Here is a 12982-nt window from a genome sequence, read left to right as displayed (position 1 = left end):
ATCGGACCCCTGCTGTCGCCCATGATCGTCCTCACCGTCCAGAGCTTCAATGGCCAGGCCACGGCATCGCTCGCGGCCAGCTTCGACGAGCTGGGCGGCACGATCGGCCGCGCGGACACCAACCAGCTGGTGCTGCCGGACCCCGAGCGCTCCATCTCGCGCGTGCACGCCCAGGTCGTCTTCCGGCACGGGAGCTACGCGCTCGTCGACCGCGGCAGCAACGCCGTGATCGTCAACGGCCAGCCGCTGGGCAACGGCCGCGAGGCGCCGCTGAAGCACGGCGACACGCTGCAGATCGGCGGCTACCTGATCGGCGTGACCGTCGGCCAGCAGACCACCGCGAAGGACCTCTTCGCCGACCTCTTCGGCGATGCCGGCGGCGCCCAACCCGCGGCCGCGCCGCCGCCGCCGCCACCGCTGTTCACGCAGACCTTTGGGCCGTCGCCCGGCGCGGCGCCGCCGGCCGGTGCCGCCGGTGCCTCGCGCCTGCCCCCGTCGCCGGCACCCGCGGCCGCCGGCCCGATCCCCGACGACTGGGATCCCTTCGCCGCGCCGATCAGCAGCCCCACCGGCCCCCAGTCGCTCGACCTGGGCTACGTCACCGCACCACCCGCCAGCAGCCCCTACATCCCCGACCTGCCGCTCGCCGGCCCCTCGGGCGGCGATTCGCTCGATGCGCTGTTCGGCCTCGGGGGCGGGGCCGGGGCCGGCACGCCGGACCCCTTCGCGGGCACGCCGCTCGCCCCGCCGGTCACCGGACCCAACACCGCGGCCGACGCGGACCCGCTGCGCGCCCTGGGCATGGCGCCGCCGCCACCCGCGGCAGCCCTGCCGGACCACGTGCCGGACCTCCACACCCCGTGGCAGGCACCCTCGCTGCAGCCGCCCCGCGCCGAGGCGGCCCTCGCCCCGCCGGCCGAAGCCCCGGCGCCCGCGCCCCCGGCTGCCGCCCCGGGCCTGCCGCCCGGCGCCATCCTGTCCTGGGACCACCCGACGCGGGAGAGCAAGGTCGTGACGCTGCCCGGCGTGCGCCGCATGCCGTCCGAGGCGCCTGGCGCGCCCCCGGCGGTGCTGCCGCCCGCAGCCGCCGACGATCCGCAGACCCTGATCCTGCCGCCGTCGGCTCCGCGCCCTGCGGCAGCCCCTGCGCGTGCAGCGGCCGCCGGCGACGACCTCGTGGCCGCGCTGGCCGAGGGCCTGGGCCTGCCGGCCTCCGAGCTGCGCTCGATGGACGCCGAACAGATGCGCCGCACCGGCGCGCTGCTGCGCGAGGCCACGCGCGGCGCGGTCGAGCTGCTGGTGGCACGCGCGGCGATCAAGCGCGAGATGCGCGCCGACGTGACGCTGATGGCCTCGCGCGAGAACAACCCGCTGAAGTTCTCGCCCAACGTCGACGTCGCGCTCAAGCATCTGCTGGGCGCGCCGACACCAGGCTTCATGGGCCCGACCGACGCCATGCGAGACGCCTTCGACGACCTGCGGGCCCACCAGCTCGGGGTGATGGCCGGCATGCGCTCGGCGCTCGAAGGCGTGCTGCAGCGCTTCGACCCGGCGGTGCTCGAAGGCAAGATCAGCAAGCGCAGCGGCCTCGCCGGGCTGCTGCCCTCCGGCCGCAAGGCCCAGCTGTGGGAGCAGTTCCAGCAGCTCTACACGCAGCTGTCCGCCGAGGCGGCCGACGATTTCCAGGAGCTCTTCGGCAAGGCCTTCCGCAAGGCCTACGAGGCCCACATCGACCAGCTCCAGCAGGACCAGGGCCGCTGATCCGGCGGCCCGACGAAAGACCCCCGATGCTCGCGCTCGAAGTCGCCATGCTGTCCGAGATGGGCGGCCGCAAGGCCAACGAGGATGCCTGCGGCCACTGGCACTCGGTCGATGAACTCTGCTGCGTGCTCGCCGACGGTGCCGGCGGCCACGGCGGCGGCGGCATCGCCGCGCGGCTGGTCGTCGAGCGCATGCTGCAGGGCTTCGCGGCGCACCCCACGACCGGCAGCCGCCAGCTGACCGACCTCGTCTTCGATACCAACCGCGCGGTGATCGACGCCCGGGTGCCCGACACCGAACGCGCCAACATGTTCAGCACGGTCGTGGGCCTGGTGATCGACTTCGTCGGCCACCGCGTGCACTGGGCGCATGCGGGCGACTCCCGCCTGTACTGGTTCCGCCAGGGCCGGCTGCACACCCGCACGCGCGACCACAGCCTCGTGCAGTCGCTGGTCGATGCCGGCCTGCTGCCGCCCGACCAGGCCCGCCACCATCCGCAGCGCAGCGAGCTGCGCTCGGCGCTGGGCACGGCCTCCGACGTGCTGGAGGTCAGCGACAGCGGCGAGCCGCGTGTCGTCGAGGCCGGCGACGTGTTCCTGCTCTGCACCGACGGCCTGTGGGAGCACGTGCCCGACGCCGTGCTGGAGTCGACGCTGGCGGACTCGCCCTCCCCCTCGGCCTGGCTGGCGGCGCTCGAGCGCGAGATCACCGCCGCCACGCGGCAGAAGACGAGCCACGACAACTTCACCGCCCTGACCGTGTGGACGGCGCCGGTGCCGGCCTAGGAGTTCGAGCGATGCCCAACCAGACCTGCATGGGCGGCCTGCTGAAGTGCAGCTTCGGCATGGCGCCGAGCAGCTTCATGCCGACGCCGAAGACGGTCATGACCAGCAACATGGTCGCCGCCAACATCCTCGACCACGTGCCGATGATGAACGTGATGCCGTTCGGGATGTGCCAGTCGCCGGCCAACCCGACGGTGGCCGCGGCCACCGCCGCGGCGATGGGCGTGCTGACCCCGATGCCCTGCGTGCCCGCGACGCCGGCGCCGTGGGTGCCCGGCGCGCCGACGGTGATGCTGTGCAACGCGCCGGCGCTGGACGACACCTGCAAGCTGATGTGCGTCTACGGCGGCGTGATCGAGTTCGTGCAGGCCGGCCAGGCCACGCACCAGATTCCCTGAACCGGGCCGCGTGCCGGCGTGCCCTCAGGGCTTCGCGCGGCCGATCTCGACGCGCCGGTTGGCCGCGGCAAACGGATCGTTGCCCACCTTCGGCGACGTGGCGCCCAGCCCGACGGCTTCCAGCATCCCGCCGTCCGCCCCCTTGTCGACCAGGTAGCGCTTGACCGCATCGGCGCGGCGTTGCGAGAGCGCCTGGTTGGCCTCGGGCGTGCCGGAAGCGTCCGCATGGCCTTCGATGCGCACGGCGCGCCCGGTGTCCCTGCGGCCACGCAGCACCTCGGCGAACACGTCGAGCTGGCGGCGCAGCACCTCGGGCAGGTCGGCCGAACCGACCTTGAACGACGCCGCGGGCAGCGAGTAGCGCACCGCGGGCTTGAAGCCCATGCACTTGAAGCCGGCGGCTTCCAGCTCCTTGCAGGCGTCTTCCGGAAACAGGCCTTCCTTGACCGCGGACGCCTCGGGCACCTGGTCGCCGACGTCGAGCGCATCGGCGGCATGGGCGTGGAGCAGGGTCGCCAGGCCTGCCGCTGCGGCCACGGCGCGGCCGAGCTGCAAGACGGTGGGTGAGCGCTTCATGGTTCGTATCCCCAACTGACGACTGGCGTGCTGCGCCCCGGCCTGGCGGCCGCGCCTCGCTGCACTCGTGACGGAATGCAAATCATAGTGCCCGAACTGTGCGGAACATCCCACACCCCCGTCCGATAGCGGTCCTTTTCACTACTCCGCGGCGCGTGACGATGCAAGCGCCGGCGTGTATCGTTGCCACCTCGTTTTGCGGGGCAGGCACGCATGTGGGGTGCTGGCCGCCCCGCCTGCCGCCCGCCCTCCCGGGCCGCAGCCCGCCAAGCCACACAACACAACACTTCATGACCTGGCAGAACAAAGTGATGTGGACGGAGGGCATGTTCCTCCAGCCGCAGCATTTCCAGCAGCAGGACCGCTTCGTCTCGCGCCTGGTGGATGCACGTGTCAACGCGGTAACGCCGCACTACTGGGGCTTCACGGGCTTGGCCATCGACGAGGCCGCCCTGCTGCAGGGCCAGCTGGCGCTGACGGCCGCCACGGGCGTGCTGCCCGACGGCACGCCGTTCGCGGTGCCCTCGCACGACGCCGCGCCGCCGGCGCTGGACATCCCGGCCGACGTGCGCGACGAGCCCGTGCTGCTGGTCGCGGCGCTGGCCCGTCCCGGGGTCGCCGAGAGCGACGTGGAGGACAGCGCGCCCACCATGCCGCCGCGCTTCCTGGCCAGCGATGTCGAGGTGGCCGACAGCCATGCGGTGAGCCTGCGCCAGGTGCCGGTGCAGATCGGCCGGCTCAACCTGCGGCTGATGCTGGCCCGCGATGCCAACGAAGGCTTCGCGCAGCTGGGCGTGGCGCGCATCGTCGAGAAGCGTGCCGACGGCCGGCTGGTGCTCGATGCGCAGTACATCCCGCCCACGCTGCACGTCGCGGGCAACCTGCTGCTGGAAGGCTTCCTGCGCGAGGTGCTGGGCATGGTCCGGCAGCGCGGCGAGGCGCTGGCCGGGCGGCTGGCGCAGCCGGGCCGGGCGGGGGTGGGCGAGATCGCCGACTTCGTGTTCCTGCAGACGCTCAACCGCACCGAGCCGCTGCTGGCGCACCTGCCGCAGCTGCCGGTGCTGGCGCCCGAGCGGCTTTATGCCACGCTGTTGCAGCTGGCCGGTGAGCTGTCGACCTTCCGCGAACGCAAGCGCCCGGTCGACTACCCGCCCTACCGCCACGACGACCTCGCCACCTGCTTCCGCGCGGTGATGGGCGACCTTCGGCAGTCGCTGTCGATGGTGCTGGAGCAGACCGCGATCCCGATCGAGCTGCAGCAGCGCCAGCACGGCGTGCGCGTGGCCATCATCCCGGACGTCGACCTGCAGCGCCGCGCGCAGTTCGTGCTGGCGGTGAACGCGCAGATGCCCAGCGAGGCGCTGCGCGCGCGCTTCCCGTCGCAGGTCAAGATCGGCCCGGCCGAGAAGATCCGCGACCTGGTGAACCTGGCGCTGCCGGGCGTCGCGGTGAAGCCGATGCCGGTGGCGCCGCGGCAGATCCCGTACCACGGCGGCTTCAGCTATTTCGAGCTGGAGACCCGCGGCAGCGAGCTGTGGCGCGAACTGGAACGTTCCGCCGGCCTCGCGATGCACCTCTCGGGCGACTTCCCCGGCATTGAGCTCCAGTTCTGGGCCATCCGGCCGTGATGCGCCAACGTTGAGAGCAGGCAGTCCCCATCATGAGCAATGACGATCCCTTCTCAGCGTTCGAGTCCGACCGGACGGTGATCAAACCCAGCGCGGGCCGGGGTGCACGCCCCGGTGCCGCGCCCGCGCAGCCGATCCCGGCGCCCGCCGTCGGCATGCCGGCGCTCGACGCCGCGCCGCTGCCCGAGCTGCCCGGCGTCGCCGGCTTCAACCCCCTGCTGCAGGCCGCCTCGCCGCTGCTGGGCACGGCCGCCCGGCTGCGCACGATGCCGCAGCACCCGAACCCGGCCGCCTTGCGCGCCGCGCTGGCCGAAGGCGTCAAGCAGTTCGAATCGACCACGCGCGCGCAGGGCCTGCCGAACGAGCAGGTGATCGCTGGCCGCTACGTGCTGTGCACCTTCATCGACGAATGCGCCTCCAGCACGCCCTGGGGCGGCTCGGGCGCGTGGGGCTCGCAGAGCCTGCTGGTGCTGTTCCACAACGAGGTGTCGGGCGGCGAGAAGGTCTTCCAGCTGATGGGCAAGCTGGCCGAGAACGTGCCGGCCAACCGCAACCTGCTGGAGCTGATGTACATGGCGCTGGCGCTGGGCTTCGAGGGCCGCTACCGCGTCATCGACAACGGCCGCGCGCAGCTCGAGACCGTGCGCGAGCGGCTGGCGCAGATGCTGAAGCAGCACACGCCGGCCGTCGACAAGGAGCTCTCGCCCGCCTGGGCCGGCGTGCGCCGCGCCGATGCGCGGCTGCGCGACGGCATCCCGGTGTGGGTGGTGGCCGCGGCCACGGCGCTGCTGCTGGCGATCGTGTTCGTCGCGCTGCGGCTCGCGATCAACGCGCGCACCGACCCCACCTTCAGCGCGCTGCAGGCGCTCGACGTGAAGGCCCCGCCGCCCGCGCCGCCGCCGCTGCCGGCCGAGAAGCCGCGGCTGGCCGGGCTGCTGGCGCCCGACATCCAGGCCGGCCTGGTGGAGGTGCGTGACTTCGCCGACCGTTCGGTGATCGTGATCCGCGGCGACGGCTTCTTCGAGCCCGGCAGCGCCGACGTGGCCGACCGCGTGAAGCCGCTGATCGGCCGCATCGCCGAGGCGCTGAAGCAGCTGCCCGGCCCGGTGCTCGTCACCGGCCACACCGACAACCAGCCGATCCGCTCGGTGCGCTACCCGTCGAACTGGCACCTGTCGCAGGAACGCGCCGACAGCGTGAAGGCGCTGCTGGGCGCCACGCTGCCCGCACAGCGGCTGAAGGCCGAGGGCCGCGCCGACAGCGAGGCGGTCGACAGCAACGCCACGCCGGCCGGCCGCGCGAAGAACCGGCGCGTCGAGATCACGCTGGCCGCGCCGCCGCCGGCCGACGGCCCGGGCCTGTCGGGCGCCGCGCCCACCCCCGCCAGCCCGAAGAACTGAGCCGCCGCCCCGGAGCAAGCAGTCCATGAAACGAGTGTTGAACGTGTTGCTCGGCAAGGCCGTGCTGGGCAGCCTGGCGGTGCTGGCGCTGAGCGCCATCGTCTGGTGGCTGGGGCCGCTGCTGGCCTTCGGCGCCGATGCGGCGGGCGACGTCTCTCGGCCGCTGGGCGGCGTGACGGCGCGGGCCGTGGTCATCGGCCTGATGTGGCTGGCGTGGATCGGCCATCTTGTCTATGCAGGCTGGCGGCGCAAGCGCACCAATGCCGAGCTGCTGAAGGGCATCGCGCCCGGGCCCAGCGCGGCCGACCAGGAAGCGCAGGCGCTCGACCAGCGCTTCCGCGACGCGGTGGCCAAGCTCAAGGCCGGCCCCGGCGGCAAGCGCTGGCTCAGCGGCTCCGACGCGCTCTACGAGATGCCGTGGTACGTGTTCGTCGGCGCGCCCGGCTCGGGCAAGACCACGGCGCTGCTGCACGCGGGGCTCGACTTCGTCGGTGCCGACGACAAGGGCGGCGCGGCCGTCAAGGGCGTGGGCGGCACGCGGCACTGCGACTGGTGGTTCACCAGCGATGCGGTGCTGATCGACACCGCCGGCCGCTACGCGCTGCAGGAATCCGACCAACAGGTGGACGCCAGCGCGTGGGACAACTTCCTGAACCTGCTGCGCCAATCGCGCCCGCGTCGCCCGATCAACGGCGTGCTGCTGACGGTGAACGTGCAGGACCTGCTGCAGCAGGGCGCCACCGAGCGCCAGGAGCACGCCGCCAAGCTGCGCGCGCGCCTGCACGAGCTGCAAGGCAAGCTCGGCGTGCGCCCGCCCGTCTATGTGATGGTGACCAAGGCCGACCTGATCGCCGGCTTCATGGAGAGCTTCGACGCGCTCGGCAAGGAGGAGCGCGATCAGGTCTGGGGCTTCACCTTCCCCGCGCAGGCCGAACTGCCCGAGAACCCGCTGGCCGAGTTCGACGCCCAGTTCATGGCGCTGGAAGCGCGCCTCGCGGCCGGCCTCGTCGACCGCCTGCAGGCCGAGCGCGACGTGAGCAAGCGCGCCGCGATGTTCGCCTTCCCGCAGGAGTTCGCGAGCCTGAAGCCGGTGCTCGCCGGCTTCCTGCAGCAGGTGTTCGGGCCCGCCCCTGCGCTGCAGGACCGCGTGAACCTGCGCGGCGTGTACTTCACCAGCGGCACGCAGGAAGGCACCCCGATCGACCGCGTGATGGGCACGCTGTCGCGCTCGTTCGGGCTCGACCGCCGGGCCGCCGCGGCCACGGCCGGCGGCCGCGGCAAGAGCTTCTTCCTGCGCCGGCTGCTGCAGGACGTGGTGTTCGCCGAGGCGCACCTCGTCTCCGCCAACCCGCAGGCCGAACGGCGCCGCTTCGCGCTGCGGATGGCGGGCTTCGCGTCGATCGCCCTCGCCGCCACGGCCCTGCTGGTGGGCTGGGCCGTGAGCTACGTGCGCAACCAGGCCTACGACCAGGAAGTGGCCGCCAAGCTGCCCGCGATCCAGCAGGCGGTGGACGCGCTGCCGCCCGCCACCAGCGCCGACCCCGCGCCGCTGGCGCCCACGCTCACCGCCGTGCGCAACGCCGCGCACAGCGAACGCTTCGCGCCCGACGACCCGCCGCTGCTCGACACGCTGGGCCTCTACCAGGGCGAGAAGCTCGACGCCGGCGCGCGCCTGGGCTACCGCCGCCTGCTCGAGCACGCGCTGCTGCCGCGCGTCGCGCAGCGCCTGGAAGAGCGCCTGCGCGCCGCCAACCGCGACAACCTGGAGCAGGCCTACGAAGCGCTGAAGGCCTACCTGATGCTCTACACGCCCGACGAGTTCGACGCCGAGACGCTGAAGGCCTGGATCGGCATCGACTGGGACGCCCAGTTCCGCAACCTGCCCCCCGAGCAGCGCGCCGCGCTCGACGCGCACCTGGACGCGCTGCTGGCCCAGGGCGCGCCGCAGAGCGCGAGGCCGATCGACACCGCGCTGGTGACCAGCGTGCGCGACATGCTGGCCTCGTTCCCGATCGAGTACCGCATCTACAGCCGGCTGAAGCGCCGCTTCCGCGGCGACCTGCCGGAGTTCTCGGTGGCCGCCAAGGCCGGCCCGCAGGCCGACAAGGTGTTCGAGCGCGCGAGCGGCGAGCCGCTGTCGCGCGGCGTGCCGGGCTTCTACACGCGGGAGGGCTACGTCAAGGCCTTCCAGGGCAGCGTGGCCCTGTCGGCCGCGCAGCTGGCGGCCGAGGAGCAGTGGGTGTTCGGCCGCCGCGGCGGCGCGCAGCAGGCGGCCGGCGCGCTGCTGGGCAACGAGCTGGCCGACCGCGTGCGGCGCCTGTACCTGCAGGACTACATCAAGACCTGGGATGCCTTCCTCGCCGACGTGCGGCTGGTCAAGCTCACCAGCCTCGACCGCAGCATGGAGGTGGCCCGGCTGCTGTCGGGCGTCGATTCGCCGCTGAAGCTCTACATGACCGCGGTGGCGGCGGAGACCACGCTGGTGCCGCCGGCCGCTGCGCCCACCGCGCTCGACAAGGCGGCGCAGGCCGCCAACCAGGCCAAGGCCGACCTGGCCAAGCTGGCCGGTGGCGGCCCGGCCGTGGCGGCCGCCGCCGGGCCGGTCGAGAAGATGGTCGACGACCACTTCGCCGCGATCCGCCGGCAGGTGCAGGGCCAGCCGGCGCCGATCGACGACACCACCAAGGCGTTCGGCGAGGTGTTCGCGCAGCTGCAGGCGGTGGACGCCGCGCAGAAAAGCAAGTCGCCGCCCCCGCCCGGCGGCGGCGGGGCCGCCAAGCTGGTGGCCGCGCAGCAACCCGAGCCGGTGCGCTCGATGCTGGAGGCGCTGGCCGACGTGAGCGCGCGCCAGGGGCGGGTGGCCGAGCGCGACGTGATGACCGGCGAGCTGAAACCGATCTTCGACTTCTGCAGCCGGGCCGTCGCCAACCGCTACCCGTTCGCGCCCAGCTCGCGGGCCGACGTGCTGCCGGAAGACTTCGGCCAGCTCTTCGGGCCGGGCGGCATGCTCGACAACTTCTACCAGCAGCGGCTGGCCACGCTGGTCGACACCAGCGGCGCCACCTGGACCTACAAGCCGCTGGCCGACGGCAGCCGGCCGGCCGCGCCCGCGGCGCTGGCCGAGTTCCAGCGCGCGGCGAAGATCAAGGAAGCCTTCTTCCGCGGCGGCGGCCGCACGCCCGGCTTCAGGCTCGACCTGCGCGCGGCCGAGATGGGCACGCTGCAGGAGGTGGCGCTCGACATCGACGGGCAGGTCGTCAAGTTCGCGCCCGGCAGCGGCGCGGCCGCGACCGTGAGCTGGCCGAGCCAGCGCGTGGCCTCGACCGTCAGGCTGAGCGGCACGCCGGGCAGCGCGCCGCTCACGTTCGAAGGCCCGTGGGCCCTCTTCCGCATGTTCGACCGCTTCGAGGTGCAGCCCGGCCCGCAGCCGGAGAAGTTCAGCGTGGTGATGCAGCTCGAAGGCCAGCGCGTGCGCTTCGACGTGACGGCCAACAGCGTGCTGAACCCGTTCCGCATGCGGGAGATCCAGCAGTTCCGCTGCCCGGGCGCGCTCTGATGGCCCACCCCCTACGGCCTTCGGCCGCCCCCTCGAGGGGGCAACGCCCTGGGACCGGCCAAGCCGGATCCCCGGCGTTTGCGGGGTCCAGTCGGCAGGCTGGGGGGAGTGACGCAGCGCAACGCCGGTGGGGCCGCGGGTGACGGCGGCAGGCTGGCACGGCAAGCTGCCGACGCTGGGCGACTTCGCGAGCCGGCGGCTGGATGCTGGCTTCATCCAGCGCTGGGACGCCTGGCTGTCAGAAGGCCTGGCCTCGCTGCAGCAGGCGCCGGGCTGGCTCGACGGCTACCTCGCGAGCCCGAGCTGGCGCTTCCTGCTGATGCCGGGCGTGGTCGACGACCATCTGTGGGCCGGCGTGCTGATGCCCTCGGTCGACCGCGTGGGCCGCTACTACCCGCTGACGATCGCCCAGCCGCTGCCAGGCCTGCCGGCCGACGGCGAAGGGGCCGAGGCGCTGTGGCGCTGGCTGCTGCGCCTCGACGAAGCCGCCGCCGATGCGCTGCATGAGGACTGGTCGCTCGACACGCTGGAAGCCGAGCTCGGGCGCATCGGCCTGCCGCTCTACACGGTGGCCGTACCGCCCCCTGCGGCGCCTCCGGCCGGTGTGCAGGCACTGCCGCTGGCGGGGCACCGCCATGCGGCATCGGCGCTGGCAGCGCTGGCCGCCGCCAGCTGGCCCAGGCAGGCGCAGGGCACCGCCTACTGGTATGCGGATGCCGACCTTGCCGCGCCGCAGCTGCTGCAGTCGGCCGGGCTCGATCTGCAGGCCCTGCCCCGGCGGCTCTTCGGAGCGGCGGCCGGCGAGGCACCACCCGTGAACGACAATCGCCCGGCGGGGCCCTGAGTTGACGCCCCGCCGCAGCGCACCACGATGAGTTCTTCCGACGACGACGATCGCACCCTGATCCGCCCGCCCGGGGGCGCCAACGCGCCCGCCACGCCGCCCCCGGCCGGCCCGGACGACGGCGCCCTCCCCGTGCCGCAGGACGACGATCGCACCGTCATCGCGCCGCGCACGGACGGCCCGGCCCCGCCCGCCGCGAGGGGCCCGTCCGCGTCCGACGACGACGGCAACGCGCTGCCGGTGGGTACGCGGCTGGGCGAGTTCGAACTGACGCGCGTGCTCGGCGAAGGCGGCTTCGGCATCGTCTACCTGGCGCAGGACCACTCGCTGCACCGCCGCGTCGCGCTGAAGGAATACATGCCCTCGGCGCTGGCCGCGCGCAAGGGCGGCACGCAGGTGTCGGTGAAGAGCGAGCGCCACCGCGAGACCTTCGAGGCCGGGCTGAAGAGCTTCGTCAACGAGGCCCGGCTGCTGGCCCAGTTCGACCACCCGTCGCTGGTGAAGGTCTACCGCTTCTGGGAAGCCAACGGCACCGCGTACATGGTGATGCCCTTCTACGAGGGCATGACGCTGAAGGACAAGCTGCGCGAGATGGGCTCGGCCCCGGACGAGGCCTGGCTGCGCGGGCTGCTGGCGCCGCTGACCGAGGCGCTGGCGGTGATCCACGCCGAGCACTGCTACCACCGCGACATCGCGCCCGACAACATCATCCTGCTGGCCGGCAGCGGCAAGCCGCTGCTGCTCGACTTTGGCGCTGCGCGCCGCGTGATCGGCGACATGACGCAGGCGCTGACGGTCATCCTGAAGCCCGGCTACGCGCCGCTGGAGCAGTACGCCGAGGTGCCCAGCATGAAGCAGGGCCCGTGGACCGACGTCTACGCGCTGGCCGCGGTGGTGTATTTCGCCATCCAGGGCCGCACGCCGCCGGTGTCGGTGGGCCGGATGATGGGCGACAGCTACGTGGCGCTGGCCGAGTCGGCACGCGGGCTCTACAGCGCCGGCTTCCTCGCCGCGGTGGACAAGGCGCTGCGCGTGAAGCCGGAGGAGCGCACGCCGTCGATCGACGCCTTCCGCGCGGACCTGGGCCTGGCGCCCGGCACGGTGCCGGACGTGCAGACGGTGCTGCATGGCGACGCCCTCGCCCCGCCTGCCGCGCCTGTGGGCCGGCCGCCACGCTCCCAGCCTGCCCCGCCGGTCGCGGCGTCGTCGGGCAAGGGCCGGTCCGGCCTGTGGATCGGGTTGGGTGCGGGTGCGCTGGTGCTGGGTGGCATCGGCGCCTTCCTCGCGCTGACGCCGGGCGCTCCCCCGCCGCCGGCGCCGGTGGCGGCCGTGGTCCCGCCGGCGCCCGCGCCGGCCGCCGAGCCCGAGCCGGTGCCACCGCCCCCTGCGGCCCCCGCGCCGGCGCCGTTCACGCTCGACAGCGAGTTCAACCGGATCCTCGAAGGCCAGAGCCCAGGCTTCGGCGTCGAGGTGTCGGACTACCGGCCGCAGCTGCGCATCGGCCGCGACCGGCTGAAGTTCGACGTCACCTCGGCGCGAGACGGCTATGTCTACGTGCTGGTCGCCGGGCCGGATGGCTCGCTGGTGCTGCTGCTGCCCAACAGCAATGCGCGCACCCTGCGGATCAAGGCGGGCCAGAAGCTCACGCTGCCGCCGCCGCAATCGCCGCTGGACACCTCCGAACCCACGGGCCGGGAGGACTTCGTGGTGATCGTGTCGGCCTCGCCCCGCAGCTTCGACCAGCTCGGCGGCACCCGGCAGGACACCTTCCTCTTCCTGCCCACCGGCGACCGCGCCGCGGCCGTGGCTGCCCGGCACACCGGCCCGGGCTCCACCTTCGCCGGCACGGCGGCCGGCTGCCAGGGCGACGACTGCGGCGCCTACGGCGCCGCGCGCTTCTCGGTCGACATCGTCCACTGATTCGCGGCGGCCACACCGCTGCTACGTTGGCGCCCAGGGGAGGCGCCGGCATCGCATCGTGCGCAGCAACCGTATCGATCACATAGAAACGGCAGATCTAAGGTTTTCACTGTT

At 73.3% G+C, this 12982-nt stretch carries 9 protein-coding genes; 8 read left to right on the top strand and 1 reads right to left on the bottom strand.

Going from position 1 to position 12982, the window contains the following annotated elements:
* Positions 1 to 21: 21 nt before the first annotated feature.
* Genes tagH through V4F39_RS09435 form a run of 3 tightly spaced genes read left to right on the top strand, consistent with a single transcriptional unit; the run spans position 22 to position 2944 of the window.
* Positions 22 to 1761, top strand: coding sequence for a type VI secretion system-associated FHA domain protein TagH (gene tagH / locus V4F39_RS09445; protein WP_332289068.1), 1740 nt, complete (start codon positions 22 to 24; stop codon positions 1759 to 1761).
* Positions 1762 to 1787: 26 nt separating this feature from the next.
* Positions 1788 to 2546: a PP2C family protein-serine/threonine phosphatase gene (locus V4F39_RS09440; RefSeq protein ID WP_332289066.1), complete on the top strand. Its 759-nt coding sequence runs from the start codon at positions 1788 to 1790 to the stop codon at positions 2544 to 2546.
* Between the two features lie 11 nt (positions 2547 to 2557).
* Positions 2558 to 2944: a DUF4280 domain-containing protein gene (locus V4F39_RS09435; protein ID WP_332289065.1), complete on the top strand. Its 387-nt coding sequence runs from the start codon at positions 2558 to 2560 to the stop codon at positions 2942 to 2944.
* Positions 2945 to 2968: 24 nt separating this feature from the next.
* On the opposite strand, the gene V4F39_RS09430 is transcribed toward V4F39_RS09435, so the two are convergent.
* Entirely contained in the window at positions 2969 to 3520 is a 552-nt protein-coding gene (locus tag V4F39_RS09430; RefSeq protein ID WP_332289064.1) for an OmpA family protein, read from the bottom strand.
* Between the two features lie 290 nt (positions 3521 to 3810).
* On the opposite strand from V4F39_RS09430, the gene tssK reads away from it, so the two are divergent.
* The 5 genes from tssK (at position 3811) to V4F39_RS09405 (ending at position 12868) form a co-directional block, all read left to right on the top strand.
* A complete protein-coding gene (tssK, locus tag V4F39_RS09425) occupies positions 3811 to 5148 on the top strand; it encodes a type VI secretion system baseplate subunit TssK (protein WP_332289063.1) in 1338 nt (445 codons plus the stop codon).
* Positions 5149 to 5180: 32 nt separating this feature from the next.
* On the top strand, positions 5181 to 6548 hold the full coding sequence (tssL, locus tag V4F39_RS09420) for a type VI secretion system protein TssL, long form (protein WP_332289061.1): 1368 nt from the start codon (positions 5181 to 5183) through the stop codon (positions 6546 to 6548).
* A 25-nt stretch (positions 6549 to 6573) separates the two neighbouring features.
* Positions 6574 to 10104, top strand: coding sequence for a type VI secretion system membrane subunit TssM (gene tssM, locus V4F39_RS09415; RefSeq protein WP_332289060.1), 3531 nt, complete (start codon positions 6574 to 6576; stop codon positions 10102 to 10104).
* A 127-nt stretch (positions 10105 to 10231) separates the two neighbouring features.
* Complete coding sequence (tagF, locus tag V4F39_RS09410; protein WP_332289059.1) at positions 10232 to 10948, top strand: type VI secretion system-associated protein TagF; 717 nt, start codon at positions 10232 to 10234, stop codon at positions 10946 to 10948.
* A 27-nt stretch (positions 10949 to 10975) separates the two neighbouring features.
* The gene (locus V4F39_RS09405; RefSeq protein WP_332289058.1) at positions 10976 to 12868 is read left to right on the top strand and encodes a serine/threonine protein kinase; all 1893 of its coding nucleotides are present in this window, start codon (positions 10976 to 10978) and stop codon (positions 12866 to 12868) included.
* Positions 12869 to 12982: the final 114 nt, after the last annotated feature.

This window comes from Aquincola agrisoli (assembly GCF_036621135.1).
GTDB classification, from domain to species: domain Bacteria; phylum Pseudomonadota; class Gammaproteobacteria; order Burkholderiales; family Burkholderiaceae_C; genus Aquincola; species Aquincola agrisoli.
The sequence above is the reverse complement of the archived record's forward strand: the minus strand, read 5'-3'. Positions and strand labels throughout refer to the sequence as shown.

Excerpts from the sequence above, each read along its gene's own strand:
- V4F39_RS09435 (WP_332289065.1), top strand. The coding sequence starts at position 2,558 with ATGCCCAACCAGACCTGCATGGGCGGCCTGCTGAAGTGCAGCTTCGGC.
- tssL (WP_332289061.1), top strand. The coding sequence starts at position 5,181 with ATGAGCAATGACGATCCCTTCTCAGCGTTCGAGTCCGACCGGACGGTG.
- V4F39_RS09440 (WP_332289066.1), top strand. The coding sequence starts at position 1,788 with ATGCTCGCGCTCGAAGTCGCCATGCTGTCCGAGATGGGCGGCCGCAAG.
- tssM (WP_332289060.1), top strand. The coding sequence starts at position 6,574 with ATGAAACGAGTGTTGAACGTGTTGCTCGGCAAGGCCGTGCTGGGCAGC.
- V4F39_RS09405 (WP_332289058.1), top strand. The coding sequence starts at position 10,976 with ATGAGTTCTTCCGACGACGACGATCGCACCCTGATCCGCCCGCCCGGG.
- tssK (WP_332289063.1), top strand. The coding sequence starts at position 3,811 with ATGACCTGGCAGAACAAAGTGATGTGGACGGAGGGCATGTTCCTCCAG.
- tagH (WP_332289068.1), top strand. The coding sequence starts at position 22 with ATGATCGTCCTCACCGTCCAGAGCTTCAATGGCCAGGCCACGGCATCG.
- V4F39_RS09430 (WP_332289064.1), bottom strand. The coding sequence starts at position 3,520 with ATGAAGCGCTCACCCACCGTCTTGCAGCTCGGCCGCGCCGTGGCCGCA.